This is a genomic window from Gilliamella intestini (genome assembly GCF_900094935.1).
Lineage (GTDB): Bacteria > Pseudomonadota > Gammaproteobacteria > Enterobacterales > Orbaceae > Gilliamella > Gilliamella intestini.
The window spans coordinates 1-25,969 of sequence record NZ_FMBA01000010.1; the positions used below are offsets into that span (position 1 = coordinate 1).

Annotated in this window: 32 protein-coding genes; 14 read left to right on the top strand and 18 right to left on the bottom strand. The window is 34.0% G+C overall.

Annotation, left to right across the window (positions count from 1 at the left end):
• From GA0061080_RS04005 to fliD, 8 genes are all read right to left on the bottom strand, one after another.
• Positions 1 to 329 (bottom strand): IS3 family transposase (locus GA0061080_RS04005; RefSeq protein ID WP_141683086.1); only part of this gene is annotated, 329 nt, incomplete at its 3' end.
• Positions 329 to 586 carry a transposase gene (locus GA0061080_RS04010; RefSeq protein WP_091121464.1) on the bottom strand — a complete coding sequence of 86 codons (258 nt, stop codon included), beginning with the start codon at positions 584 to 586 and terminating at the stop codon, positions 329 to 331. The genes GA0061080_RS04005 and GA0061080_RS04010, both read right to left, overlap by 1 nt.
• A gap of 84 nt (positions 587 to 670) precedes the next feature.
• Positions 671 to 874, bottom strand: a complete 204-nt coding sequence (locus tag GA0061080_RS04015; RefSeq protein WP_091121468.1) for a hypothetical protein — start codon at positions 872 to 874, stop codon at positions 671 to 673.
• Between the two features lie 31 nt (positions 875 to 905).
• Entirely contained in the window at positions 906 to 1,058 is a 153-nt protein-coding gene (locus GA0061080_RS12540) for a hypothetical protein (protein ID WP_167349177.1), read from the bottom strand.
• Positions 1,059 to 1,077: 19 nt separating this feature from the next.
• Positions 1,078 to 1,956: a DMT family transporter gene (locus tag GA0061080_RS04020; RefSeq protein ID WP_091121472.1), complete on the bottom strand. Its 879-nt coding sequence runs from the start codon at positions 1,954 to 1,956 to the stop codon at positions 1,078 to 1,080.
• Between the two features lie 552 nt (positions 1,957 to 2,508).
• Positions 2,509 to 2,856 (bottom strand): flagellar protein FliT, encoded by a 348-nt coding sequence (fliT, locus tag GA0061080_RS04025; RefSeq protein ID WP_091121475.1) that lies wholly within the window; start codon positions 2,854 to 2,856, stop codon positions 2,509 to 2,511.
• A 12-nt stretch (positions 2,857 to 2,868) separates the two neighbouring features.
• Positions 2,869 to 3,249 carry a flagellar export chaperone FliS gene (gene fliS / locus GA0061080_RS04030; RefSeq protein WP_034909484.1) on the bottom strand — a complete coding sequence of 127 codons (381 nt, stop codon included), beginning with the start codon at positions 3,247 to 3,249 and terminating at the stop codon, positions 2,869 to 2,871.
• Between the two features lie 9 nt (positions 3,250 to 3,258).
• Positions 3,259 to 4,692, bottom strand: coding sequence for a flagellar filament capping protein FliD (gene fliD, locus GA0061080_RS04035; protein WP_091121479.1), 1,434 nt, complete (start codon positions 4,690 to 4,692; stop codon positions 3,259 to 3,261).
• Between the two features lie 333 nt (positions 4,693 to 5,025).
• Between fliD and GA0061080_RS04040 the strand changes: the two genes are divergently transcribed.
• From GA0061080_RS04040 to flgL, 8 genes are all read left to right on the top strand, one after another.
• Positions 5,026 to 5,838, top strand: coding sequence for a flagellin N-terminal helical domain-containing protein (locus GA0061080_RS04040; protein ID WP_091121482.1), 813 nt, complete (start codon positions 5,026 to 5,028; stop codon positions 5,836 to 5,838).
• A 176-nt stretch (positions 5,839 to 6,014) separates the two neighbouring features.
• Entirely contained in the window at positions 6,015 to 6,734 is a 720-nt protein-coding gene (locus tag GA0061080_RS04045) for an RNA polymerase sigma factor FliA (protein ID WP_091121486.1), read from the top strand.
• Between the two features lie 177 nt (positions 6,735 to 6,911).
• Positions 6,912 to 7,241: a flagellar transcriptional regulator FlhD gene (gene flhD, locus GA0061080_RS04050; protein ID WP_091121490.1), complete on the top strand. Its 330-nt coding sequence runs from the start codon at positions 6,912 to 6,914 to the stop codon at positions 7,239 to 7,241.
• Between the two features lie 13 nt (positions 7,242 to 7,254).
• Positions 7,255 to 7,854, top strand: a complete 600-nt coding sequence (gene flhC, locus GA0061080_RS04055; protein ID WP_245174436.1) for a flagellar transcriptional regulator FlhC — start codon at positions 7,255 to 7,257, stop codon at positions 7,852 to 7,854.
• Positions 7,855 to 7,914: 60 nt separating this feature from the next.
• A complete protein-coding gene (motA, locus tag GA0061080_RS04060; RefSeq protein ID WP_091121497.1) occupies positions 7,915 to 8,796 on the top strand; it encodes a flagellar motor stator protein MotA in 882 nt (293 codons plus the stop codon).
• Positions 8,796 to 9,683, top strand: a complete 888-nt coding sequence (gene motB, locus GA0061080_RS04065) for a flagellar motor protein MotB (protein WP_091121502.1) — start codon at positions 8,796 to 8,798, stop codon at positions 9,681 to 9,683. The genes motA and motB overlap by 1 nt, the downstream gene beginning before the upstream one ends.
• A gap of 130 nt (positions 9,684 to 9,813) precedes the next feature.
• Positions 9,814 to 11,457: a flagellar hook-associated protein FlgK gene (flgK, locus tag GA0061080_RS04070; protein WP_091121508.1), complete on the top strand. Its 1,644-nt coding sequence runs from the start codon at positions 9,814 to 9,816 to the stop codon at positions 11,455 to 11,457.
• A 14-nt stretch (positions 11,458 to 11,471) separates the two neighbouring features.
• The gene (flgL, locus tag GA0061080_RS04075) at positions 11,472 to 12,428 is read left to right on the top strand and encodes a flagellar hook-associated protein FlgL (RefSeq protein ID WP_091121511.1); all 957 of its coding nucleotides are present in this window, start codon (positions 11,472 to 11,474) and stop codon (positions 12,426 to 12,428) included.
• Between the two features lie 126 nt (positions 12,429 to 12,554).
• On the opposite strand, the gene GA0061080_RS04080 is transcribed toward flgL, so the two are convergent.
• The 10 genes from GA0061080_RS04080 to flgB form a co-directional block, all read right to left on the bottom strand.
• On the bottom strand, positions 12,555 to 12,947 hold the full coding sequence (locus GA0061080_RS04080) for a hypothetical protein (RefSeq protein WP_091121514.1): 393 nt from the start codon (positions 12,945 to 12,947) through the stop codon (positions 12,555 to 12,557).
• Positions 12,948 to 13,166: 219 nt separating this feature from the next.
• Complete coding sequence (flgJ, locus tag GA0061080_RS04085; RefSeq protein ID WP_091121518.1) at positions 13,167 to 14,189, bottom strand: flagellar assembly peptidoglycan hydrolase FlgJ; 1,023 nt, start codon at positions 14,187 to 14,189, stop codon at positions 13,167 to 13,169.
• A gap of 59 nt (positions 14,190 to 14,248) precedes the next feature.
• Entirely contained in the window at positions 14,249 to 15,358 is a 1,110-nt protein-coding gene (locus GA0061080_RS04090; protein ID WP_091121521.1) for a flagellar basal body P-ring protein FlgI, read from the bottom strand.
• An 11-nt stretch (positions 15,359 to 15,369) separates the two neighbouring features.
• Positions 15,370 to 16,047: a flagellar basal body L-ring protein FlgH gene (locus GA0061080_RS04095; protein ID WP_245174437.1), complete on the bottom strand. Its 678-nt coding sequence runs from the start codon at positions 16,045 to 16,047 to the stop codon at positions 15,370 to 15,372.
• A 23-nt stretch (positions 16,048 to 16,070) separates the two neighbouring features.
• Entirely contained in the window at positions 16,071 to 16,853 is a 783-nt protein-coding gene (gene flgG, locus GA0061080_RS04100) for a flagellar basal-body rod protein FlgG (RefSeq protein WP_065635947.1), read from the bottom strand.
• Between the two features lie 29 nt (positions 16,854 to 16,882).
• Positions 16,883 to 17,641 (bottom strand): flagellar basal body rod protein FlgF, encoded by a 759-nt coding sequence (locus GA0061080_RS04105; RefSeq protein ID WP_091121528.1) that lies wholly within the window; start codon positions 17,639 to 17,641, stop codon positions 16,883 to 16,885.
• Between the two features lie 14 nt (positions 17,642 to 17,655).
• The gene (gene flgE / locus GA0061080_RS04110) at positions 17,656 to 18,867 is read right to left on the bottom strand and encodes a flagellar hook protein FlgE (RefSeq protein WP_091121532.1); all 1,212 of its coding nucleotides are present in this window, start codon (positions 18,865 to 18,867) and stop codon (positions 17,656 to 17,658) included.
• Between the two features lie 15 nt (positions 18,868 to 18,882).
• Positions 18,883 to 19,620 carry a flagellar hook assembly protein FlgD gene (locus tag GA0061080_RS04115; protein ID WP_065635950.1) on the bottom strand — a complete coding sequence of 246 codons (738 nt, stop codon included), beginning with the start codon at positions 19,618 to 19,620 and terminating at the stop codon, positions 18,883 to 18,885.
• A 13-nt stretch (positions 19,621 to 19,633) separates the two neighbouring features.
• Positions 19,634 to 20,044, bottom strand: coding sequence for a flagellar basal body rod protein FlgC (gene flgC, locus GA0061080_RS04120; RefSeq protein ID WP_091121536.1), 411 nt, complete (start codon positions 20,042 to 20,044; stop codon positions 19,634 to 19,636).
• A gap of 2 nt (positions 20,045 to 20,046) precedes the next feature.
• Positions 20,047 to 20,457: a flagellar basal body rod protein FlgB gene (gene flgB, locus GA0061080_RS04125; protein WP_091121540.1), complete on the bottom strand. Its 411-nt coding sequence runs from the start codon at positions 20,455 to 20,457 to the stop codon at positions 20,047 to 20,049.
• A 128-nt stretch (positions 20,458 to 20,585) separates the two neighbouring features.
• Between flgB and flgA the strand changes: the two genes are divergently transcribed.
• From flgA to GA0061080_RS12545, 6 genes are all read left to right on the top strand, one after another.
• Complete coding sequence (gene flgA / locus GA0061080_RS04130; RefSeq protein ID WP_091121543.1) at positions 20,586 to 21,269, top strand: flagellar basal body P-ring formation chaperone FlgA; 684 nt, start codon at positions 20,586 to 20,588, stop codon at positions 21,267 to 21,269.
• 78 nt (positions 21,270 to 21,347) lie between these two features.
• A complete protein-coding gene (gene flgM, locus GA0061080_RS04135; RefSeq protein WP_091121547.1) occupies positions 21,348 to 21,641 on the top strand; it encodes a flagellar biosynthesis anti-sigma factor FlgM in 294 nt (97 codons plus the stop codon).
• A gap of 26 nt (positions 21,642 to 21,667) precedes the next feature.
• Positions 21,668 to 22,102, top strand: coding sequence for a flagella synthesis protein FlgN (locus GA0061080_RS04140; protein ID WP_091121551.1), 435 nt, complete (start codon positions 21,668 to 21,670; stop codon positions 22,100 to 22,102).
• Between the two features lie 152 nt (positions 22,103 to 22,254).
• Positions 22,255 to 23,382, top strand: a complete 1,128-nt coding sequence (flhB, locus tag GA0061080_RS04145) for a flagellar biosynthesis protein FlhB (protein ID WP_091121555.1) — start codon at positions 22,255 to 22,257, stop codon at positions 23,380 to 23,382.
• Between the two features lie 17 nt (positions 23,383 to 23,399).
• Positions 23,400 to 25,484, top strand: coding sequence for a flagellar biosynthesis protein FlhA (gene flhA / locus GA0061080_RS04150; protein ID WP_091121559.1), 2,085 nt, complete (start codon positions 23,400 to 23,402; stop codon positions 25,482 to 25,484).
• 153 nt (positions 25,485 to 25,637) lie between these two features.
• A complete protein-coding gene (locus GA0061080_RS12545) occupies positions 25,638 to 25,796 on the top strand; it encodes a hypothetical protein (protein ID WP_167349178.1) in 159 nt (52 codons plus the stop codon).
• Positions 25,797 to 25,969 lie beyond the last annotated feature (173 nt).

Sequence of the window (25,969 nt, forward strand, 5' to 3'; positions counted from 1 at the left end):
AATAGCTTTTCTGGAGTTCGTGGGGGGATACTTTTTTTACGTTTTACCCTGAGATTAAGTTTCAACTCACAATACACCCGATACACCCGTTTATGATTCCATTTATAGCCGAGCTTTCTGATACGATTAAAGCATTTAGGAAAGCCCCAGCGCAAATGCCGGTCAGTGATAGCATTCAACACCGAAACAATCACCGAATCATCCGGTAACTTAGGTTGATAATAGTAAGCACAACGGCTTAAGCCAACAATGGCACAACTCATAGCAATGGTAACCGAATGATTTTGTTGTAGTTGCTGTGCCCACGTTTTACGTGCCTTTGTGGGCACTAAAGCTTTTTTATGATTTCTTCCTGAAGCTGAGATTTTATGCTCAGTTCGGCAAACATCTGTTTAAGCTTGCGGTTTTCAGCCTCAAGCTCCTTTAAACGTTTGATATCGGAGGTTTCCATACCACCGTATTTGTCGCGCCATTTATAGAAAGTTGAATTCCCCATGCCATATTTACGACAGAGTTCCTTGACAGGAATACCCGCTTCAGCTTCTTTTAAAATAGCGACGATTTGATGTTCAGTTATTTTTATCATAATTAAATCCCCTTTACTTTTATCATAGAGAATTTTCTACTTTTTTTGCTGTACTATTTTAGGGGGTAGTTACAATTTTACTTTTCATAATTGAGATTCCTTAAACATTAATTGTTCTCTTTCATTGTAATAATTGTTTTTTAATAGTTCATAATTAAATGACTTACAAATTTCAACTAACCGTTCAATCATTTGCTCTAAAGCAACAATTTCTTCTAAATCTGCTGTATTTTTCGTTTCTTTATCTCCATGAATTAGAACAGGAAAACCTGACCCCAGTATAATCATTCGATTTAATAAAATATTATTAATTATTTGGTCATGAGCATGACCAAGGTGATAAATTCATTTCACACAAATAAACAATTTCGATTTCAACCTGCATTTTTTCAAAAATTAGTTTAGCATTCTCTGAAACACTTGAAGTAACACCAAAACGTCTTTCAGATGAAGAAATAATAATGCCTTTCATTACATTCATCTCCTTACTTTTATTTGATTTTATTAATGGAAATAACGCAAAATATAACAATACACATACCGATTACATCAAATAATCCAATTGACTCTTTTAAGAAAAAATAACCGCAAATCATTGTAATAAAGGGGCCAATATTATTTATGATTGCAGTAGTTGCTGCACCGCTGTGTTTAACACCATACATCATGAAAAACGATGGTATGACAGTAGAAACAATGGCTAATAAAAATGGGTATTTAAAATTATTGATTGATGGTAGGTTATTTATTGTTCCTGATACTTCAAATATCATTGGAATTAGAGAAAGCAAACAAGCTACAATCATGACCTGTGAATTGAAGATAATAAATCCTATCTTTTTCATCACTTCACCACTTATTATAAGATACGTAGCATAGGTAATAGCGCTTAAAGCTATTAATAATGGACCGATGTAATGAATATTTTTATCAATTAAAACTTGATTACTGACGAATGCAATTGAAACACCAATCCAAGAACAAAAAGATAGGATATAAACTTTTTTACTAAATTTATTTTTCATGAAAATAACAGATATAAAAAGAACGAATATAGGTATGGTGAAAAGAATAATTCTTTCTATATTAACTGATGTATAAACCAAACCGGTTATATCACTATAGCTTGATATATAATATAAAAAGCCACATAGAAAAATCTTGAGCTTAATTTGAATGCTCGTTTTTATTAAATTATCTTTAAATAATAAAAATGCTACAAAGAAAAATGGAATTGAAAAGATCATTCTGAAAAACATTAATGAAATTGAAGTTATCCCATCAAAGTAGGCTAGTTTTATAAAAATTGATTTCAAAGAAAAACCAAATACACCAATTAATATAGCTACAACTGAATAATTACCTTTCACAAATGTACCACTGAACTAGTTGTCAAGTACAAAAATACTACACCTATTTTATCAATTTACAATATTTTTTTGACGTGAAATGAACCTAACCAAAAAAGTGGACAAAAGTCGCCTCTATGATATAAACAAAATTATAGGAGAAAATATCATGATCAGAAAATTTAGTGTTGAATTCAAATGACAATCAGTCGATTATGTGTTATCTCATGCTCACCTTTCTATAAGTAAACTTACCAACCACTTAGTAATAAAAAAATAAACCCTAGATAAATGGATTAGGCAACGAGTCGCAAATAAAACTAACCGTCGAGAGCTAACGGCTTAGCAATAGATGATTATTGCGTTAGAAAAAGAAATTAAAGAACTGAAAATGGCTAATAACATATTAAAAAATGAGCATATGTACTTCACCAGTTTCTCAAATGACTGTAAACAATACGAGGAATTTCTACAACTTAATTATTTTAAATCGCAATATTGATTAAGGCTGTTTAACGCAATGCTTGCTTGGTTCCTATCGATGAATAAGATTCAAGCAAAGCATCCACAAACTTACATTAAGCTTGCAATTTTTTGATAGTTATCTATTTTGTTCTGATAACCGACATGTTTACCGATTAACTCTCTAAGCTGGATATGACGAGTAATCATCAATTGAGTTAATTGCTGCTGATAGCTAAGTATATTTTTGATATACATTCGAATCATGTCTTGATGTTGCAATGGCATGTTTTCAATTTTCGAAAAATCATCAACCAACATAATACCTTTCGATAATTGAAGATATTTCGCCTGCCAACTCAACAATAAGTCCCAGTTTTCATTCTGGGCATTTATCAACATTTGTTCAACAACATAATTAAATTGTTCGTATTGTTCTAATAAGTTATTTCCTTGCATAATCATCCTTTTTTATTTTGCAATTTCACGCCACGACTCAGCAATATTGTTAAGTAAATCGAAACAAGTTTGTAATTTTTCTTGATCATTATGTAAATTAGCTAATAACAATTGTTGGCTAATATAGTGATATAAACGATCTAAATTTTCAGCAATTTCCCCCCCTTTTTCTAAATCTAGACAGCTTTTAAGACCATTATCAACAATATTAATTGCTTTAGAAATTGCGTTACCTTTACCAACAATATTGCCTTTTTGAATATATAAACTCGCTAATTTAATTGCGTTAAGTGCACCATCAAATAATAACACAATCAATTGATGGGGAGACGCTTGACTAATACGTGTTTCTAAATTCACTTGCTCGTAAGCATGAGATCCCATTTTATACATGACTATTCTCTATTTTTTTAAATTTGCCATCATATCGAATTGGGTAGTCAAATAATTACTCATACTATCTAATGAGTTAATTAAGATATCCAATTTAGTAAATTGAGTTCGATAACGATCAATCGTTTGCTCAATCGAATTGCTCACTTGATCATGACGTTTATCTAATGATTTTAACGTTGTATTCAAACCGTTAGTTGCTGAATCAATCATGCCATCACTATCAATAAACCCACTAACTTTGGCGAAAACTTCATTAGCAATTCCTGTATTTTTACCGTCACCAGTAAACAGTGTCGCAACAGCATCACTGTTTTCAGTGAGTGCTTTTTTTAGTTGATTTTCGTTAATCGTTAACTGACCATCCTTATTCATGTTAACGCCTATTTGAGCCAAAACAGAAAATTCCCCTGATTGTCCTTTAGCAAATATCGAACGAATGCTTTGATCTATATTACGTAATGTTGCATCCCCAACAAGCGGACCATTACTACTGTTTAGTTCCTTGGAATTTTTTTCATCAGCGGTAAACTGGGTTAATGTTGATATTGTGGATTGTAGCTGATTAAATGCCTCTACCCATTCTTTAATTGCTTCTTCGGCTTTTTCATCATCTGCGGTTATTGCCAAATTTTGGCTTGTTGTTGTAGTTGCTTTTAACGTAATATCAACACCTGCAACCACATCTTTGACTGTATTAGAACTACTTGTTATGGCAATACCATTAAACGAAAATTTAGCATCTTGCGCTTTTGAAACTTCAGTCATATGGCTATTGTTTGGCTGATTAATATCAAAGCCAATAATCTCATTTAACTTCTCATCATCAGATGAGATAGAGGTAATACTTTGTAATTCACCAGTTTCTTTCGAAGTAATAGATAATTGATAACGACCATCTCCAGATCGAACAACCGCAGCATTCATCGTTGATGGGCTTGTTTTTCCATTTTCATCAACAAATTGAGCATTATTAATGGCGTTGGCAATTGCTTCTAATGAGGTTTCATCTTTAGATAACGTTACATTAAGTTTATCGCCATTTGCTTGTTCAATAGTAATAGTTCGTGTTTCATTATCATTACCTAATTGTGTTGCTTTATCATTGATCGCTGATGTTGCAACACCATGAGAAGTCGCTAATTGATCAACAGTAACAGCATAATTACCTAATGCCGCTTTACTACTTACTTTTACTGAAAAATAATCATTATTACCCGTTGCAGTTCGACTTTGAAATAATTCCTTTTTTTGCAGTTTTGCTGTTGCCGTATTAAATGTAGTTAATGCACTCTTTAATTTTCCAAAACCGCTAATTTTGGCATTAATCGCTTTTTGTTGCGTAGTGATTGGTGCTAGCCGTGTTTTTTCTGCTGCTTCTAATTGATTTAAAATTTCACCCAGATCGATTCCAGAACCAATCCCTAATGCATTTATTGCCATGATTTAATTCGCCTATAACAATTATTCAATATTTGTTATATCGGCTAGTTTTCCTAAAAATTTAGCATCAACTTAATATTTATTTAATAGAGAAGAAGCTGTTTATTTTTATGAACAAAAAACAATCATTGAAAATTTATTTATAAAAAATAACATTATGATTTTTTTTAATATTAAAGATTTTAGAAACAATTTACCTATTTTAAAAAAAGATAAATGTCAAAAAAACTAAAGTTCTTTATTTTATTACCGATAAGTTATGTATCAGCAAAAATATTGAATAAGACTTCAATATATCGTTGATTTTATTATTTATATTAATGGAGATAAAAAATGGCACAAGTAATTAATACTAATACAATGTCTTTAATGGCAAGAAACAACCTTAACAACTCTCAAAGCGTTCTTGGTACAGCAATTGAGCGTCTTTCTTCTGGTATGCGTATTAATAGCGCAAAAGATGATGCGGCAGGTCAAGCTATTGCTAACCGTTTCTCATCAAATATCAAAGGATTAACTCAAGCAGCTCGTAATGCAAATGATGGGATTTCACTTGCACAAACAACAGAAGGTGCATTAAATGAAATCAATAACAACGTTCAACGTATTCGTGAGCTAACTGTTCAAGCGGCAAATGGTACCAACTCTAAAAGCGACTTAGAGTCTATCCAAAATGAAATCGATCAACGTTTAGACGAGATTGATCGTGTTTCTAAACAAACTGATTTCAATGGTTCTAAAGTATTATCTGAAGATAAAACACTAAAAATCCAAGTAGGTGCAAATGACGGTGAAACCATTGAAATCAATTTGAAAAAAATTGATAGCACAGAGCTTGGCTTAAAAGATTTTAACGTATCAAGCACACCAACAGCAGATCCATTAAAAACTATTGATGAAGCATTATCAAAAATCGATGCATTACGAGGACAACTTGGTGCGGTACAAAACCGTTTCGAATCAACAGTAACAAACATCAACAATACTGTAAATAACTTAAGTTCTGCTCGTAGCCGAATTGAAGATGCAGATTATGCAACTGAAGTATCAAACATGACTCGTGGTCAAATTTTACAACAAGCAGGTACATCAGTATTAGCACAAGCTAACCAAGTACCACAATCTGTACTGTCTTTATTACAGTAATTCTGATCATTCATTTTTGGTCATTCTAACTATATCATATAGTCATAGCGGTGTTTTTATCATACCGTTATGACTAATATTTATAATTAGCTATTTTTTATCCCTTTATTCTGCCCATTAAATTTATCAACTATCGTCATAATACTATTAAGCATTTTTTTAACATTGGTTCAAAAATGGATAATAGCTTATATAACTCGCATGGCGTAATAAACCAAATCGATTGGAAACAGTATATTCATTTAGTTCGTAATGAAGCTTTAAAACTAGCTGTTCGTTTACCTACAACGGTTGAACTTGATGATTTATTACAAGTTGGCTATATCGGTTTATTAGACACAATAAAGCGTTATGACAAATCGCAAGGTAATACCTTTGCGACTTTCGCTATACCAAGAATTAAAGGCGCAATGCTTGATGAGTTACGTAACCGTGATTGGTTGCCGAGAAAAACTCGAAAACAGATTAAAGATGTCACAACCGCAATAAATGAGTTAGAACAAACGTTAGGTACCCCCCCTAACGATGAGCAAATTGCCCAATATTTAAAATTATCAATTAGTGAATACCGTAAGATTTTATTAGATTCAAATTGCAGCCAAATATGCTCATATGATGAAATCTATAAAAAGTTAGGTGACAACATTGATACCATTATTGAAAATGAAGAAGATAATAACCCTTTTTTAGCCATAATAAATGAAGAAATTCGTAACACCGTTATTCAACAAATTGAAAACTTGCCCCAGAAAGAAAAGCTTGTTCTATCACTTTATTACCAAGAAGATCTCAATTTAAAAGAGATTGGTAAAGTCTTGAATATTAGTGAATCAAGAGTAAGCCAATTACATAGTCAAGCAATAAAAAGAATACAAAGTAAAGTCAGTTTTCAGTAAAAATAAAAAAAAAAATCAAATAAAGCGTAATTAATCGAAAATAAATTGAAATTATTTTTTTATTGACCTTTTTCATTTAAAAATGTAACTTTACGCGCATAAAAAAAATTTTCGTTTTAATTTTACTAATTATTCGTTTTTTTGTTCGAATAAAATAAATATAAATTGGTGGCTAAATTGGGAAATTTATTAGATGACGATATTCTTAAATGTATACATCATTTGAATCTGTCAACACTACTATTAAGTCAAAAAATGATTGAAAAAGATAAAGTAATGGCAATGTATCGATTAGGTATCGATGAGCAAACGGCAGATATACTTAGCAGTTTAAGTACTTCTCAAATGTTGGTTTTATCGGAAACCAATCAATTAATATTTCAGTTACGATTTGAAAACGCAGAAATGATGAAAAAACTGACAGAAGAATCCCGTATTAGAGATATAAAACAGATGCATACAGGAATTCTTTTATCAAGTTTGTTATTAGACTCACTCAATAAGTAACTAAGGAATCGAAATGACAAGTATTATTCAAAAATATCAGGAAACCGAGCTTGCCATCAAATTAATTTCCCTTGGTGGTAGAATTCAAATGTTGGAAAGTGAAACTAATTTAAGCCGAAATAAACTTATCAAGCTTTATAAAGAAATTCAAGGTTGCCCGCCACCTAAAGGTTTATTACCTTTTTCAACCTCGTGGTTTATGACATGGGAACAAAATATCCACGCCAGTATTTTTTATAATGCTTACGCTTTTTTAGTTAAAAATGGTCTAAAATCAGGCATTCAAACGATCTTAAAAGCCTATCAACTTTATTTAGAACAGTGTCAATTTTCACACAAAGATGAACCTGTTTTAGGATTAACTAGAGCTTGGATTTTAGTTAAATTTGTAGAAAAAAATATCATGCAACAATCATGTTGTACAGACTGCGGTGGACTTTTTATTACACACGCTTACCATCCACACAATACGTTTACTTGTAGTTTATGTCAACCACCGTCAAGAGCGGATAAAAATAATAAAACACAAAAAGAAAATAATGAAAAGTGTCTAAAATTGTTATCAACGTTAAGTAATTTAAATCCATCTGTAGTAAAACAGATAACGGCTTAAACAAATATTAGAGATACTTCCACAATTTAACTATTACTCCATGGAGAAAGAAGAAAGCCAATGCTAATAATTATAGGATATATTGTTGTTATCGCCTCAGCACTACTTGGTTATGTGCTAAGTGGTGGCTATTTAGCTGTGCTATTTCAACCACTTGAATTGTTAATTATTGGCGGTGCTGCAATTGGTGCTTTTATTGTCAGTAATGAACAAAAAACGATAAAAGCAACACTCAAAGCGTTAGGGTTATTATTTAAAACATCTAAATATAATAAAAATCTGTATCTGACGCTGATCAATTTTATGTACACCATTTTAACTAAAATCCGCCAAAACGGGGGATTATCTATTGAGTCAGATATTGATAATCCACACGAAAGTGAATTGTTTAAACAGTATCCATTAATTTTAGCTAATCCAAGAATCTGCGATTTTATTACTGATTACTTACGACTAATGATTAGTGGCAATATGGATGTATTTGAAATTGAAACACTAATGAGCGAAGAAATTGAAACGTTTGTCCACGAACTTGAAAAACCGGTAGATGCTATTTCGGGAATTGGTGATGGTTTACCCGCATTTGGGATTGTTGCAGCTGTAATGGGCGTTATTAATACACTTGCACAAGCCGATAGGCCAGCGAGTGAGCTTGGTGAACTTATTGCTCATGCGATGGTTGGCACTTTTTTAGGAATCTTACTTGCTTATGGATTTGTTTCTCCATTAGCAGCTTTATTGAAACAAAGAAATGCCGACGTAGTCAAAATATTAGAATGTACAAAAACCATACTAATTGCCAGCATGCATGATTATTCACCACAAATTTGTATCGAATTTGGGCGAAAAACAATCTTTTCTCATGAAAGGCCGTCATTTTTTGAATTAGAAAAATATATTCAAGAAATTAAAGATAAAAATATCAATAAAAATAACGAGTAATGAAAGATCAATCTATAAGAATAATTGTTAAAAAAAAATCGGGACATGGTGGTGGGCATCATGGTGGTTCATGGAAAATTGCCTATGCCGATTTTATGACCGCAATGATGGCGCTGTTTTTAGTCATGTGGTTAATTTCAACATCAACACCACAAGAGTTGAAAGGTATTGCAGAATACTTTAGAACGCCCTTAATTCTTGGCTACAATGGTGGAAAAAACATTAGCGACAGCGAAAGCCCTATTCCTGGTGGCGGTGATGATGTAAATAAACAGCTTGGTGAAGAAAAAAATGATGCTCTATCACAAAATGAAATTGAAAAAAAACAACTTGAAAAAATACAAATGATTGAAGCAGCACGTAAGATTTATGATATTTTCGAAATTGATGAGAAATTAAAAAAATTAGCACCTAATCTTATTATTGAATTAACTGAAATGGGATTACGCATTCAAATTTTAGCTTCTGACGATAAACCGATGTTTGATGTAGGTAGCGCTACAATTGACCCCAATATGCGAGAAATTCTGCGAACTTTAGCACCGATTATCAATTCATTACCCAATAAAATCACTTTATCAGGTCATACTGATGAACGGCAATATTCAACAGGCGATCGAGGGTATAGCAACTGGGAATTATCAGCCGATAGAGCCAATTCATCAAGAAGAGAGCTTATTGCTGGCGGTTTAGATTCAAGCAAAATTACTCGTATTATTGCCCTAGCCGATACAGTAAGTTTAAACAATCCAAACTACAGTAAAGATGCCAACCGTCGTATTAGCATCTTAATTTTAAATAAAACCGCGCAAGAATATATTGAGGCCGAAAACAACATGACAGGTATTGATTTTTTAAAACAAACCCAATCCATTAGCGAGCAATAATCAAAAGATAAACCATCCATGGCATTATCTAAAAAATAATTAAAGTTTTGGTAACTTGCGCCGATATAAAAGGTAACCTGTTCGTTTAATAATAATATTATTAACTGAAACCATAAATTTAGGAGTTTTTATGACAAATTCATTGATGAATACTGGTATTAGTGGATTAAATGCTGCACAAAATATGCTTAATGTAATAAGCAATAATATTAGTAATGCCCATACCACAGGTTACAATCGTCAACAGCAAATTTTACGTCAAGCAAATGGAACTCAACATAGTTTTGGTTTTGTGGGTAATGGTGTTTCGGTTTCATCGGTGAACCGTGCCTTTAACAACTTTGTGGTTGGACAACTGCGTCAATCACAATCGCAAAGCGGTTCAATTAAAGCTTATTATAATGAATTATCAAAAGTCGATAATCTATTGGCAGAAAATGACAATAGTATTTCATCACAACTCAACAACCTTTTTGCAAGTTTAAATAAACTGGCTTCAAATGCAGGTGATGCATCGACAAAACAAACAGTGATAAGTGATTTGGCATCGTTAACTAGCCAATTTAATAAAACAGAAAAAAACTTAAAAAATCAAATCGCTAATATTAATACTGAATTAAGCAGTAATGTAGATAAAATCAACACCTATACTCAGCAAATTGCTCATCTCAATCAAAAAATTTCACAACTACAATCAGTGGGTAACGGGCTTGAACCCAACGCATTACTTGATCAGCGTGATCAACTTGTTAATGAACTGAGTGAAATCATTGGTATTACCGTTACTGAGCAAAATGGACAATATAACTTATCCTTAGCCAATGGTCTAAATTTAGTTCAAGGTTCTTCTATAAATTTATTATCAGTTCAACCTTCAGCAGACGATCCCACGTTAAATACAATTATTTATACGCATCATTCAGGCGCAACACAAGAATTAACGAGTCAGAACATCACATCAGGCTCATTAAATGGTCTGTTAACCTTTCGTGAAGGCCCTTTAACCGATGCACGCAATCAATTAGGTTTAATTGCCCTCAATTTAGCTGAACGCTTTAACGAAGTGCATATGTCGGGTATTGATATTAATGGTAATCAAGGCGAAAAATTATTTAATTACAACCACCCTAGTTGTATCACCAATACTAAAAATCAAGGTAATGCCACAGCTAAAATCGAGTTTACATCGTTTACAGATGTAAAAGCATCTGATTACAAAATAGAATTTAATGGCAAAGATTGGGTTGTTACAAGATTATCCGATCATCAACAAATAACCCCAAAAATTGAAGGGGATAAATTGCTCTTTGATGGTCTGTCTATTGAAATAAGCGGTAACGCTGTAAGTGGTGACTCTTTTATGATTAAACCCGTGGCAGATATTGCTTCGTCATTAGAACTGTTGGTTAAAGATGTCAATAAACTAGCAACAGGATTTGATGACGAAGAAAATGGCGCAGGCGATAATCGTAATGTTGCTAAATTATTAGAAATCCAATATGAAAAACTTATCAATGGTACAACAACCTTAAAAAGTGCTTATACAACCTTAGTGAGTTACATTGGTAGCGAAACTCAAACAGCTAAAGTTTCATCCCAATCAACGCAAAATATAACTCAACAAATTTATGAGCAAAATCAATCAATATCTGGGGTCAATCTTGAAGAAGAGTATATCTCAATGCAAGTTTATATGCAGTACTACCAAGCGAATGCAAAAGTGATTGATGCGGCAACAACACTATTTGATACCATTTTAAGTTTAACTAAATGATAAAAGGATAAAAAATGCGCCTTAGTACAAACTCGCTCTATCAAAAAAATACACAAAGTATTTTAAATACTAACAGCAAATGGCAAAAATCCGGTTTACATCTAGCAACAGGAAAAAAAATTTTAACGCCTTCAGATGATCCTATGGGGGCTGCACAGTCATTAATATTAAAACAAGCGCAAGCTCAAAATGAACAATTTCAAGCTACGCGCGAAAGTACTGAAAAAACACTAAGTCGCCAAGATACGCTTTTGTCGGAAATCAATACCGTCCTTCAATCAATTCAAGAAACCTTAGTTTATGCCGCTAATGAAACATTAAATGAAGAAAATAGGCTAGATATTGCCAATAAATTACAAGGTTTAAAAGATCAACTATTTTCGTTAGCTAACTCAAAAGATACAAACGGAAATTATATTTTTGCGGGCAAAAAAAATGATGCGCCTCCTTTTATAAAAAATGAATCAGGCGAAATCACCTATATTGGCGGAAGTACCTCTATTAATGTTTTAATTGATGATTCAAGAGAAGTTTCGGCAAGTTTTACAGGTATTGAAGTATTTATGACAGATGCCAATGTCAAAAATGCCGATGGTTCACCAGCAGAAAGCAATATTTTTGTCAGTATCGATTATGCACTTGATGCATTAAAAGCAGACTTAAATTATGATGATGAAAAAAGTGTTGATGCATTTAGAGAAGGATTATCAAAAGCTCGCAATGGTGTCGATAATTCATTTAGCAATATTTCAACGCTTAGAGCAGAAGGTGGCTCGGTATTAGCTGAAGTAAACAGACTAATCACACTAGGCAAAACATTAGATATTGAATTCCAAACACAAATTAGTCAGTTTGAAGATGTAGATTGGTATGATGCCATTTCAGAATACGCCATACTACAAGCAAATTTACAAGCTGCACAATACACCTTTATGACCATGCAAAGTATGTCACTGTTTCAAATGAAATAAACATTGCATGCTGATTTGAGCAACGTGATCTTACCCCCTAAATAATTCATCCCCTATAGGAGGCTTAACGCCTCCTTTTTTGCTGAAATGCTCAATAAGTAATGCTATATCATGCAAGATAAGCAATCAATGTAATTGTATAATTAACATAAAAAAACAACCAAAAAACACTAATAAAATCAATTGTTTTTTTGAATGATTTTTATCATTGTTAGCTTTGGTTCCTTTTATAGCCCAAGGGTATAACCATAGGCGGTGATCGATGGGCCGGCGAAGGGCATAGGCGTAGTAGCTACCGTCGTGGAGTGGTTCGACCACCACTTCGACCTTGTCGCCATTGCGGAAAAACGCCCGGCAAAAAATGCCTTGTACGGTTAATTCACCCAGTTTACGCTGATCTTCTAATTGTTGTCCAATCCACAACTGATGTGACCATATCGAATTTTTATTTTGAGTATTATTATGATAATAAAAGCCACCATTGCCATCTAATAGTGTCCATAATTTGATGTCATCCAATACTTTTGTTTGTTAATTTATGCGTGATTTTTTGTGATTTTTTACATAAACGTAGTACACTCCTGAAAGTTTTTTACAAAATGGCGATGTCTTTATTTTTTAGTTAGAATGTTTGTTTAGATAAGTTGTATAGAAAAATACGGAATTATTTTTGCATATTACCGTAATTTATTAAATTACGGTAATAAATACGAAGGACTTGTGCAAATAATTCTATTGTCAATTAAACGCAATTTGCTTAAATCCTAATACTTTTGTTGGAGGATTATTTTGGGCTATTTGTTCAATACGTCCAATGATTTGAATTAGTTTGTCACTGTAATTGGGATCGGTGGCATAATTGGCCTCTTGTAATGCTTTAGCTGCCGTTCTAGCGTCTGGCGCATTAACTACAGCACGATAACGAGGATTATTTGTTAATAAATTAATATAATCGGTAAGTGCATGTTGTTTACTATGGTAGACTCTAAATTGGTCTTTGATTTTTATCATTTTATTATTGATAAATTCTTGAGTAGTTAATTGCGTTGAGCCTCCCTGCCACGATCGAGTCGCTTTAATTCCAAAATAATTGTGACTTGATTGATTATTTTCTGTTTTTATTTGCTTTTGTCCCCAGCCTGTTTCTAATGCTGCTTGTGCAATGATAATTTCGTAAGGAATGCCTGAATGTTTTGCAGCCTGCTTGGCAGGTTCAAGCCATTCGGTTACAAATTTAACAATATATTCGTCTTTTCCATCTTTTATTTGTGTTTTTAAAGATAATTCATTGGTTGAGCTAGTTGCCTGATTTGCCTTATGTTGGCGATAAAGCATTTGCCCTAATGCCTGAGGTGATATATTAGCTGATACATCACTAAATAAAGACTGCGCTAAACTAAGATTTTGCGAGGCATTATTGGTATTTGATTGTAAATTTACCTTTATTGATGGCGATGTATGATGACTTAATTGTTTAGTAATGATATCGGCCAGTCCAAATCCTTTGCCTGCTGCTTGCTGTGCAATTTGCTGATCAAACATTGACGTAAACAGTTGTGTAGCGGAATGATTAAATAAACCACTTTCTGGCATTGCTTTGCGCATTGACTGCATCATCATATTGATAAATAACGTTTCAAACTGCTCGGCAACTTGCCTAATGCTTCCTGCCGAACCATTTGCAACATTACGTTTTAATTGATTAAGCCCAGAAAAATCATAAGCAAAATGATTTAAAGATTGACTTATTTTATTATTCATAATGTATTTTCTTTTTTTGCCTAATTTATATACTCATAAGCCATGTAATGACAGATAATTTAAATTGTTTCTAAAGCTGCATGCAAGCAACCTGCTGTTTTTAGTGCTTCAAGTATCGACATTAATTCGGTCGGGTTAGCGCCGAGCACATTGAGCGAATTAATTACATGATTTAAGTCCGCGCCTGATGCTAGGTTGTGTAGTGCGCCACCTTCTTGTTCTAAACTGATTTGATTTTCAGGTGTGACAACCGTCGCACCACCAGCAAGTGGAGTATTGGGTTGGCTAACATTGAGTTTACGATTAATAACCACCGACAAATTACCATGTGCCACAGCACAATTATCTAGCCTAACTTTTTGGTTCATAACAACAACACCTGTTCGAGTATTGATTACAACTTTTGCCGAAATAGGCGTTGCGGCAATTTCAAGGTTTTGTATTTTTGATAAGAGCTTTACTCTTGCAGTATTTTCTTCTGGCATTTGTAAAGCGATTGTTGTGCCATCTAATGCGACAGCAATATTTTTTTGTAGCCTATTAATTGCGTCCGAAATTTTTAACGCTCGAGTAAAATCAAATTCGTTAAGGTGTAAATGGATAACATTTTGTTCATTTAGGTTGATTGTCAGCTCGCGTTCAATTGTTGCACCATTAGGAATTGAAGCGCCCGCCATTTGGTTAATATTAACACTACTTCCTTTATTGCTTGCGCCCATTCCACCAACAAAAAGATTACCTTGAGCAATGGCATAAACTTGATTATCAGCACCTTTTAATGGCGTCATGATTAATGTGCCACCTCGTAAGCTTTTAGCATTACCTAGTGAAGATACGACGACATCAATTTTTTGTCCAACTCGTGAATAAGAGGGTAATTTAGCTGTCACCATTACCGCAGCAACATTTTTCAGTTGCATATTGCTTCCTGATGGCACGGTAATACCTAGTTGAGATAACATGTTGGTGATGCTTTGAATGGTGAAGGGGGTTTGTGATGTTTGATCGCCAGTTCCATCAAGACCCACAACAATGCCATAGCCAACTAATGCGTTTTCTCTTACACCTTGAATAGTGACTAGATCACGTATACGTTCAGCATGTCCATTCGGTATGACCAATATCATCATAAAGATAACACTAAAAAAGGAACGCAGTTTTTTTATCATAATCAGACTCGTTAAAATGGTGAAAGATTTAAAAATAGACGCTGTAACCAGCCCATTGTTTGTGCTTCGTCAATATAGCCATTGCCAACATATTCAATGCGAGCATCGGCAACTTGTGTTGATATAACGGTGTTATTACCGCTTATGGTTCTTGGATTAACCACTCCCGAAAAGCGGATAAATTCGGTGCCTTGATTAATTGCAATCTGTTTTTCACCAATTACTTTTAAATTACCATTAATCATGACATCTTGAACGGTAACCGTGATAGTGCCGCTAAATGTATTTTTAGCGTTTGCGCCACCTGAACCTTTAAAGTCATTGCTTCCAGAAAGATCTGTTTCGGCTTTGCCTCGACCAACTAATCCATCTAAAAAAGTGGGGATTTTTTTTATCCCTAAATTTACCGAGCCATTACGCCCCGCATTAATAGATGAACTTTTACTGGCGCTAACGTTTTCTTGCAGAACAATAGTTAACACATCTCCTACATGACGAGGACGACGATCTTCAAACATCGGCTGATAACCAAAGCTGCTAGGTTGAGCAGCTTGATAAATCGAACCACTAGTGTTCACAATTTCGGGCATTTGTGGCACTATGCTAGTTTCGCCTTCAACTAATGCTTTTTTAGGCAACTGTGCACAGCTAAACAAAAAGAAAGCAATTAAAATATAAAAATATCTCATTTTGTTTATCATATGGCTAATGTTTATAACTGATTTAAACGCTGTAACATTTGATCAGATGCCGAAATGGCTTTACTATTAATTTCATAAGCCCGTTGGACTTGAATCATATTAACTAGCTCCTCAGCAACGTTGACATTAGAGGTTTCAGTGTAGCCTTGATATAGCAATCCAGCACCATTTAATCCTGGAGTATTTTCGGTCGATGTTCCCGAGCTTTCGGTTTCTAAATACAGGTTTTCACCAATGCTTTCAAGCCCAGTATCATTCATGAATGTATGTAACGTTAATTGACCAACTTGCACTTGTGTTGATTGATTAGCTAACGTCACATTTACTACGCCGTCACGGGCAACAGTCATTTTTGTTGCATTAGATGGAATTGTAATGGTGGGTTGAATTTCATAGCCAGCAGCCGTAACTAATTGACCATTTTGGTTAACTTGAAATGAACCATTACGAGTATAAGCTTGTGTTCCATCAGGTAATAAAACCTGAAAGAATCCCTGACCATTAATGGCAATATCACTACTATTATCAGTAGCTTCTAAATTTCCTTGGCTATGTAAACGCTCTGTTGCAACAGGGCGAACACCAGTACCAATTTGTAAACCAGATGGTAAGGTTGTCTGCTCTGAAGATTGTGCGCCAGGTTGGCGAACGGTTTGATATAATAAATCTTCAAATACGGCTCTTTGTCTTTTAAAACCACTGGTACTAACATTGGCCAAATTATTAGAGATAATATCCATATTCATTTGTTGTGCCGTTAAGCCAGTTTTTGCAATCCATAATGATTTAATCATTTTCTTCCTACCTTAATACATTAATAAATTTAAGTTAGCGATAAAATTTGATTCGCTTTTTGTGCATTTTCATCAGCCGTCATGATTTCTTTCATCTGCATTTCAAACTGTCGAGAATGACTTATCAAATCAACCATTGTCGAAACAGGATTGACATTACTGCCTTCTAATACGCCTGACATGAGTTTCGCTTGAGGATTATCTTGCAATACAGCACCTCGTTGGTTGCGTGCTTCGTCGGTTAGTTGAAAAAAGCCATTATCACCACGAACAATTTCATGACGTTCAAGATGCACTTTTTTGATTTTACCTGCTTGGGCAATAGTGGTTGGCTTATTGCCTGCACCCAATGCTGAAAGCGTTCCATCACTGCTTATACTTACTTGCGATTGTTGTGGCACAGTTAAAACGCCATTATCACCAACTAAAGGGTATCCTTGAACATTTAGTGTGCCGTTTTGGTCAATTTGAATAGCGCCATTACGCGTATAAGCTTCACTACCATCAGGAAGTTGTATGGCTAACCAATGATCTTGAGCTAAAGCAACATCTAAATTTCTACCTGTGTAATTAAATTCACCCATTGCTGAATCAAACATTGGCGTTGTTGCTGTAACCATGGTTCGTGTCTGCTTCGTTTGACTGCCAACAATAGGTACTGCTTTCATTGCTGTTAACTGAGCTCGAAACCCAGTTGTAGAGACATTGGCTAGGTTATGGCTAGTGATTGCCTGTTGATTAAGCGTCTGACTTGCTGCCGACATTGCTGTATAAATTACACGATCCATAAATAACCTTTTAATTAACGTAAATTAACTAACGTATTTAGGATCTGATCCTGCGTTTTAATAGTTTGTGAATTAGATTGGTAATTACGCTGAGCAACAATCATATTCACTAATTCTTGGCTCATATCAACATTTGATGATTCAACCGCACCACTGGTTAGTGAGCCAAATGTGCCAGAACCTGCCGCACCTAAAACTTCAGTACCTGAGTTAATTGTTGATCGCCAATTATTGTTACCTGCTGATTCTAAGCCGTTAACATTAGCAAAATCGGCCATAGCAATTTGACCTAATAACATTGTTTGCTGATTTGAATAAACACCATAAATCGAACCATCATCATTAATACTATAGCCAACTAAATCACCCGGCGCGTAGCCATCAACTATTGGCGTTTTTATGCTGCCGACTTCTTTGCCCATATTTTGTTGAGAACTATTTGCTAATGATAGCGTAAAGGTGTTATCCGCTGAACCATTTAACCCATTAATATTAATAGTCATTTCAGGATCGCTGATTAATTTACCAGAAGAATCAAATTCCATTTGCCCAACTCTTTGTAAAGTTGCATTAGGATCACTACTATCAAGGTAATGAACATCCCATTGGTTATCTGCCGTTTTTACATAAAAAAGTTGAACATTACGTTGATTCCCCAAAGAATCATAAGTGGTAATGGTTGTAGAATAATTGAACGTATCAGCATCAAGTGCGTTAACAGGTTGTTTTGTTGGCACTTTGCTATTTGAATTTAAATTGGTTTGCAAAGAAGCTTTTGTTGTAGCCGATGCATTTAACATTTCTTGCGAAATTTTTAATGGCCCTGGCGCTGCGCCTTGCTGTACTTGAGGTGGCGTTCCTGTTGCAAGATACCCAGTCAGTTGTAAGCCATCAGTAGACACAATATTTCGTTCCGCATCCAATTGAAATTGTCCATTACGGGTATAGTAAATTTGACCATTACTATCGACTAAGCGAAAAAAGCCATTTCCTGAAATCGCAACATCTAAACTGTTATTCGTCGTTGTTGCTGTGCCATCATTAAAATTTTGCATCACACTAGCGACTTTTACGCCCATTCCAACTTTTGAACCTGCATAAATATCAGCAAACGAGATGCTTGCGCTTTTAAAACCGACTGTTGCTGAGTTAGCGATGTTATTGCCAATAACATCTAATTGTTTTGATGCAGCATTCATGCCACTTACTGCTTGAGAAAATCCCATAGAACTTCATCTCCTTTAAAGAATTTGACGAACTTCGTCAATACTAATAGAACCAAGAATACCTAAATCGAGTAATACTTTATTGTTAACCTTGCTGTTAATTACGCCATACACAACTGAATAAGATAATGGTGTAGAGGATACTTTTTGCCCATCATTAGTTGCATTGACCGAAAAGGTATAACTCCCATCAGGCGCAATTGTTCCATCATTTAAAATGCCATCCCAAGTAAAAGAGCTGACCCCAGCAGGAATAGCACCTAAATCGACTTCACGAACCACATTGCCTTTTTCATCTTGAATGGTTATAACCACTGAATCTGCATCACGCATCAATTCAAAACCAAAAGGCGTTGTGATAGTTTCTTTATCTGGCTTAGTATCATCAAATGTATTGATATCATTAGGATCCGAGGTAGCTACTAAAATTTTATTACCTGGGACCATAACCCCTTTACCAATCATATTGCTGGCATTAACCGATAAGCTATCGTCAATCTGCCCCGAAACGATGCCTAATGAGGTATTAAGCCTTTCGATTCCTGCTAACGTATTAATCTGAGCAAGTTGCGAGGTTAACTGACTATTATCCATTGGGTTTGTTGGATCTTGGTTTTTCATTTGTGCAATTAATAACGTTAAAAAATTATCCTGCAACTCTTTACTAGAGTTACCATCAGACGTATTTTTTTGTTTTGCTTGAGGACTTTTTACACCTGAAGATTCTGAAACCAGTACATTCGATACGCCCATCGGTAACTCCTTGTTATTGTCCTAATGTCAATGTTTTTAGCATTAACGTTTTTGCTGTATTAATAACTTCAATATTTGCTTGATAACTACGTGATGCTGAAATGGTATTAACCATTTCGGCAACCACATCGACATTTGGTTTTTGAATATAGCCTTTTGAGTCGGCTAAAGGGTGATTAGGTTCATAAACTAAATTCATTGGTGTTGGGTCTTCAATAACCTGCGATACTTTAACCCCTGCAATGCCATTATTAGGCAAACCTTGGTTATCTACTTGAAAAACGACTTGCTTGGCACGATAAGCCTTACCTGATGTACTTGTTACACTATCAGCATTGGCTAAATTACTAGCGCTAACATTCATTCGTTGGGTTTGTGCCATTAATGCTGACCCAGATATTGCAAAAATAGAAAAGCTCATCATGATTATCCTTTTTGTAATACTGACATAACATTTTTAAACTGTTCACTTAAAAACGTTAAATTGCTTTGGTAGTGAATACTATTATCAATAAAAGCTGTGCGCTCTTGATCCATTTCGACAGTATTACCATCGGCTGATGCTTGATAAGGAATTCGATAAAGCACATTTTGATTAGGCTTAGGTGATACCGCGCCTTGGATATGATTACATGCGGTTGTATTTAGGTTGAAATGATTAATATTGCTCTGGTTGTTAAGCGCCTTAATGAGTTCAGCGTTAAAATCAATATCTCGAGCCTGATAGTTAGGCGTATCGCTATTGGCAATATTTGCAGCTAATATATTTTGCCGTTTTTCTCTTATATTTAATGCTTGCTGATGAAAATTAACAAATGTATCTAATTTATCAAACATAAAATTGTCTCACTTTTTTTGATAGTGAGAATTTTAAGCCAATCAAAAAAAAGTCATTGAAGAAATAACGATAAAAATTGCCCTTATTTCAAGATTCATTTGATGCAGTGATAAAGTAAAATCAGTTTATGAATAATTCAAAACAAGTAAATATGATTAAAATTAAAAAATTAATGTTCGCTATTTTTATACTATTTAGTTCGAATACAGTTTTTGCTAATTCACTTGATAAACAGATTAATAATTTGCTATCACAACAATTTAGCTATAAACCTGATGAGATTGTAATTACATATCTTACCGCTAAACCTAAATTGGATTGCAATACACCAATACTTTCATTATTAGATAAAAAAAAATTGTTGGGTAACATAACTATTAGTGCACAATGTGATAATAAGAAAAAATTTATCCAAATTCATGTTGCTGCAGTGGGTAACTATATTGTTGCTAAAAAAACAATAAATGCAGGAGCGGTAATAGATAAAGATCATATTCGCATACAATCAGGTCGGCTAGATAAATTATCTTCTTCGGTTATTTTAAATGAAGTTGATGTGCTTAATCGTATCGCTTTGCGTAATATCAATCAGGACGAGCCAATAAAAACAACAATGCTTCAAAATAGCTGGCTAGTAAAAGCAGGTCAAATAATTAAAGTAATAATTTATGGCGAGGGTTATGAAGTGTCAACAAGTGGTAAAAGCCTCAGTAATGCTGCGTTAAATGATAAAATTAGAGTTAAGCTAAATTCTAATAAGGTTGTTGAAGGAACACTTACTCACCAAGGAGTAATTATTTTCAACAAATAATATTAATGATTTTTTTATTATTGCCGATAATAAAACTAAACAAATCACTTAAATCGTCAATTTGATTAAAGGTATTTTATGAGTATAGATGCAACAAAATCCGTTACAACCATATCAGGACTACTTAAGCGTGGTGTTGTCAATGAGCAAAATAAAAGTGAAACGGTATCTGTACAAGCAAAAAACAGTGAGAATGTGAGTACTAATGTAAGCATAACTCAAAATTCGATGGATCTTTTGCATTCAACTGACCAAGATATTGATATCGAAAAAATTGAAAAAATAAAACAAGCCATTACTAATGGTACATTGACTATTGATACACATAAAATTGCAGATAAATTAATTAAACAATTACTACAACGTGTTTGAAAATAAGACAATTATAGGAATACAAAATGATAGAACTCAATGATACCCTAAATAAAATAACAGAAATGCTACAAACACTTTCAGGAATTTTGCAAACCGAGCAAAAGTTATTAATTGAAAATAGCTTAACCAATCAATTAAATGAAATTATTAATAAAAAAAGCCAACTCCTGATTGAGTTAAAGTTACTAGATGAAAAGCGTATAAAATTAAGTAAACAATTTAATATTCAACCACCTTATGAAGAAAGCCCAACAATTGCAGAACATTGGCTATCAATTACTAACACAACGGTATTATTGTCAAAGATAAATCGTGATAACGGAGTAATCATTCAAAATCGCATGAATATAACCCAACAATCGATCAATTATCTTAAAAAGATGAATAGCCCAGCAGTTTATACTAATCATGGCTATCAACAAACAGATGTTATCTCATCAAAACGAGCTAAAGTTTAAGGAGAATTGATATTTGTTGATGTTATTAGTGGCAAACTCGATAAATACCCACAAAAATACCCTCTTATTAAGCCAATAACTTGTTAGTAATTAGTTCATACTGTTAGCATTGTAAATTTTAATCAAACTATGAAATTTTATTTAATGTCATCATGGCTAGCGATAATGATCTAGATAAAAGTGAACAACCTACCGATAGCAAAATAAAAAAGGCTAGAGAAAAGGGACAGATCCCCAGATCTCGAGAATTAACTTCTTTGTTAATATTGTTAATAGGTACCTCTTTATTTGGGGTAATGGGATCACATTTAGTTAACCAATTAATCACAATGATAAAAACTGCAATCAAGGTTTCGTATAAAACTGATGACAGATTAATGGTCTTTAATTTAGTTAACTTATTAATCCATGGTTTTTGGGCAATTGTACCTATTTTTTTTGGTCTAGTTATTATTGCTATATTTGCACCACTTTGCGTTGGCGGATTACTATTTAGTCTACAATCAATTAAACCTAATTTTAAAAAACTTAATCCAATATCAGGATTTAGTAGGTTATTTAGTACTAGAGTTCTTTCTGAATTGTTAAAGAGTGTGCTTAAAGTAATACTAATTACTATAACTTCAACACTGTTTTTAATGCATCATTTTTATGACATGCTATCGTTACCTAATATGTATTTAAATAATGCATTAGCCAAATCAACACAGTTAGTTATTCTTTGTGGGATTCTTAGTGTTATCTCTTTAGTACCCATGGTCGGTTTTGATATCTTTTACCAAATTTGGAGTAATCTGAAAAAATTAAAAATGTCAAAACAAGAGATTAAAGATGAATTTAAAGAGCAAGAAGGTAATCCGCAAATCAAAGGGCGCATTCGTCAAATGCAACAAGCAATGGCAAGACGCCGAATGATGAAAGATGTACCGAAAGCAAATGTCATTGTTACCAACCCAACCCATTATGCGGTTGCTCTGCAATACGATGAAAAAACAATGATGGCACCTAAATTATTGGCCAAAGGCACAGATAAAATTGCGCTACGTATTAAAGAAATTGCCAGTGAACATAATATTCCACAATTAGAAGCTCCTCCACTTGCGCGGGCTTTGTATCGTCATGGTGAAATAGGCGAAACTATTCCAACTGAATTATATGCTGCTGTTGCGCAAATTTTAGCTTGGGTATATCAATTAAAACAGTGGCATAAATATGGTGGCGATAAACCAATAGCGCCAAATAATTTACCCATACCTGAATCACTATCCGTAAATAAATAAAGGTAATACCTAGTCTTATGATTAAATCTAAACTACTTAATTTATTATCAAATAATACAAAAAATGGTCGTTATCAAATCTTAGCTGGTCCTTTGCTAATTTTATTGATTCTTTCGATGATGGTATTACCCCTGCCTGCATTTATTTTGGACCTATTTTTTACATTTAATATTACGTTATCAATTATTATCTTGATAGTCGCATTATTTACTAAACGTGTGCTTGATTTTGCTGCATTTCCAACTATTTTACTTTTTGCCACTTTATTACGGCTATCATTAAATGTCGCTTCAACGCGAGTTGTGTTATTAAAAGGACATACAGGTAGTGCTGCTGCTGGGAGGGTTATTGAAGCTTTTGGACACTTTTTAGTTGGTGGTAATTTTGCTATTGGTATTGTGGTATTTATTATTTTAGTCATTATCAACTTTATGGTCATCACCAAAGGAGCAGGTAGAATAGCTGAAGTGGGCGCACGCTTTGCGTTAGATGGCATGCCCGGAAAACAAATGGCTATTGATGCCGATCTGAATGCGGGTTTAATTGGTGAAGATGAAGCTAAAGCCCGCCGAGCCGAAGTTTCTCAAGAAGCCGATTTTTATGGGTCAATGGATGGGGCAAGTAAATTTGTACGCGGTGATGCCATTGCTGGATTACTAATAATGGCAATTACCATTATCGGAGGCTTACTAGTTGGTATGGTTCAACAAGGTATGCCATTTTCAGATGCTAGCAAGACTTATGTTTTACTCACCATTGGGGATGGTTTAGTTGCACAAATACCATCACTCATTATTTCAACCGCAGCTGGCGTTATTGTTACTCGAGTCACATCACAAGATAACATCAGTGATCAAATGATTACACAGCTTTTTAATAATCCACAAGTATTGATTTTAACAGCTGTCGTCATTGGTTTACTTGGACTAATTCCGGGTATGCCAAATTTAGTTTTTCTACTCTTTACTGTTATTTTATCAATCATATCTTGGTGGCTAACTAAACAGAAAAAGACTGAACAAAAAGTAGCACCCAAACAAGCTAATGTACAAGCAACCACGCCAGCCAACATTGAAGCAACTTGGTCAGATGTTAATATTGAAGATATCTTAGCTATGGAGGTAGGATACGGATTAATCCCAATGGTAGATCAAACTCAAAATGGCGAGTTGCTTGGAAGGATCCGCAGTTTACGGAAAAAATTTGCTCAAACACTTGGCTTTTTACCACCTCAAGTTCATATAAGAGATAATCTTTCATTAGCACCTTATCAATATAAGATATTTATAAAAGGTGGTGAAATTGGCAAAGGTGAAATTGTTAATGATAAATGGTTAGCGATCAATCCCGGTAATGTAACTGAAACCATTGAGGGCATTCCAACAACCGAACCTGCCTTTGGATTACCTGCAGTTTGGATAGATGAAAGCAATAAAGAAAATGCGCAAATATTGGGGTATACCGTTGTTGATACAAGCACCATGATTGCTACTCATTTTAATCATTTACTACAACAGTTTGCTAGCGATTTATTAGGTCGATTAGAAACCCAAGAGCTATTAGACAGAATAAAACAAGAGATTCCCAAATTAGTAGAAGATTTTATTCCTAATGTTGTAACATTAACCACTTTCCATAAAATACTGCAAAACTTGATCGCAGAAAAGGTTTCAATTCGTGATATGCGAACCATCATTGAAACCATCTGTGAACATTCACCAATTCAAAATGATGTTTATCAATTACTTAGTATAGTAAGAATCGCATTAGGTAGAGTAATCACACAACAATGGTTCCCAGGTACAGACCCAATCAATGTAATAGGGTTAAATATCAACTTAGAACGTTTATTATTACAAGCACTGCAAAATACCAGCAATTTTGAACCGGGACTTGCTGAACATATTATTGAGCAACTACAAAAAGCACTTAACCAACAAGAAGCTATTGGTGCACCACCAGTGTTATTAGTGAACCATGCATTAAGGCCTATGCTTTCACAATTTCTAAGACCAAATTTTCCTCAATTAGTGGTGTTGTCAAATTTAGAAATCACCGATAATCGAGAGATAAAAATGAGTACGCAAATTGGCGCAGAATAGTTACTTTATAATACTAATAATGAAGTGTTTCAGTTAATAAAACTAGAAACACTCATTTCTAAACTGCCTATATGGAATTAAACGTCTGGTTAAAGTCGAAAAATCTATTGAAGATAAATTAAGACGGCAAGCTAAACGCTATATCCGGATGAAATGCTACACGTTGTTACCAAACGTTTACCTTTACTTAAAAACAAAACGAAACAGCAAACTAGAGAATATTTATTTGTTGGCATTGATGATTTTTCACGTGAGCTTTATGTGGGTATTTACCCCGATAAATCCCAATTTAGCTTGGCACAATTTTTATAGTTAGCCCAGTGTCCGTATACTACTACATGTATTTATTCCGATAATGGACGTGAATATCAAGGCATAAACGAACATCTATTTGTAAAATATGTGTCATAATCAGCAAATATTTAGTAATGCAAAAGATAGACAACCATTTTTTTTGAATTATAATTGCATTATAGTAACTTACT

Bases quoted from the DNA above. Each gene is read 5' to 3' on its own strand.
- flgJ (WP_091121518.1), bottom strand. From the start codon at position 14,189: ATGAATAATAAAATAAGTCAATCTTTAAATCATTTTGCTTATGATTTT.
- flhB (WP_091121555.1), top strand. From the start codon at position 22,255: ATGGCTAGCGATAATGATCTAGATAAAAGTGAACAACCTACCGATAGC.
- GA0061080_RS04015 (WP_091121468.1), bottom strand. From the start codon at position 874: ATGATTATACTGGGGTCAGGTTTTCCTGTTCTAATTCATGGAGATAAA.
- flgE (WP_091121532.1), bottom strand. From the start codon at position 18,867: ATGGGATTTTCTCAAGCAGTAAGTGGCATGAATGCTGCATCAAAACAA.
- GA0061080_RS12545 (WP_167349178.1), top strand. From the start codon at position 25,638: ATGCTACACGTTGTTACCAAACGTTTACCTTTACTTAAAAACAAAACG.
- motB (WP_091121502.1), top strand. From the start codon at position 8,796: ATGAAAGATCAATCTATAAGAATAATTGTTAAAAAAAAATCGGGACAT.
- flgM (WP_091121547.1), top strand. From the start codon at position 21,348: ATGAGTATAGATGCAACAAAATCCGTTACAACCATATCAGGACTACTT.
- GA0061080_RS04115 (WP_065635950.1), bottom strand. From the start codon at position 19,620: ATGGGCGTATCGAATGTACTGGTTTCAGAATCTTCAGGTGTAAAAAGT.
- GA0061080_RS04095 (WP_245174437.1), bottom strand. From the start codon at position 16,047: ATGAGATATTTTTATATTTTAATTGCTTTCTTTTTGTTTAGCTGTGCA.
- GA0061080_RS04090 (WP_091121521.1), bottom strand. From the start codon at position 15,358: ATGATAAAAAAACTGCGTTCCTTTTTTAGTGTTATCTTTATGATGATA.
- flgC (WP_091121536.1), bottom strand. From the start codon at position 20,044: ATGATGAGCTTTTCTATTTTTGCAATATCTGGGTCAGCATTAATGGCA.
- GA0061080_RS04045 (WP_091121486.1), top strand. From the start codon at position 6,015: ATGGATAATAGCTTATATAACTCGCATGGCGTAATAAACCAAATCGAT.
- flhC (WP_245174436.1), top strand. From the start codon at position 7,255: ATGACAAGTATTATTCAAAAATATCAGGAAACCGAGCTTGCCATCAAA.
- motA (WP_091121497.1), top strand. From the start codon at position 7,915: ATGCTAATAATTATAGGATATATTGTTGTTATCGCCTCAGCACTACTT.
- flhA (WP_091121559.1), top strand. From the start codon at position 23,400: ATGATTAAATCTAAACTACTTAATTTATTATCAAATAATACAAAAAAT.
- GA0061080_RS12540 (WP_167349177.1), bottom strand. From the start codon at position 1,058: ATGAAAGGCATTATTATTTCTTCATCTGAAAGACGTTTTGGTGTTACT.
- GA0061080_RS04040 (WP_091121482.1), top strand. From the start codon at position 5,026: ATGGCACAAGTAATTAATACTAATACAATGTCTTTAATGGCAAGAAAC.
- fliS (WP_034909484.1), bottom strand. From the start codon at position 3,249: ATGTATAAAATGGGATCTCATGCTTACGAGCAAGTGAATTTAGAAACA.
- flgB (WP_091121540.1), bottom strand. From the start codon at position 20,457: ATGTTTGATAAATTAGATACATTTGTTAATTTTCATCAGCAAGCATTA.
- fliT (WP_091121475.1), bottom strand. From the start codon at position 2,856: ATGCAAGGAAATAACTTATTAGAACAATACGAACAATTTAATTATGTT.
- flgK (WP_091121508.1), top strand. From the start codon at position 9,814: ATGACAAATTCATTGATGAATACTGGTATTAGTGGATTAAATGCTGCA.
- GA0061080_RS04140 (WP_091121551.1), top strand. From the start codon at position 21,668: ATGATAGAACTCAATGATACCCTAAATAAAATAACAGAAATGCTACAA.
- flgL (WP_091121511.1), top strand. From the start codon at position 11,472: ATGCGCCTTAGTACAAACTCGCTCTATCAAAAAAATACACAAAGTATT.
- GA0061080_RS04010 (WP_091121464.1), bottom strand. From the start codon at position 586: ATGATAAAAATAACTGAACATCAAATCGTCGCTATTTTAAAAGAAGCT.
- fliD (WP_091121479.1), bottom strand. From the start codon at position 4,692: ATGGCAATAAATGCATTAGGGATTGGTTCTGGAATCGATCTGGGTGAA.
- flgG (WP_065635947.1), bottom strand. From the start codon at position 16,853: ATGATTAAATCATTATGGATTGCAAAAACTGGCTTAACGGCACAACAA.
- GA0061080_RS04105 (WP_091121528.1), bottom strand. From the start codon at position 17,641: ATGGATCGTGTAATTTATACAGCAATGTCGGCAGCAAGTCAGACGCTT.
- flgA (WP_091121543.1), top strand. From the start codon at position 20,586: ATGAATAATTCAAAACAAGTAAATATGATTAAAATTAAAAAATTAATG.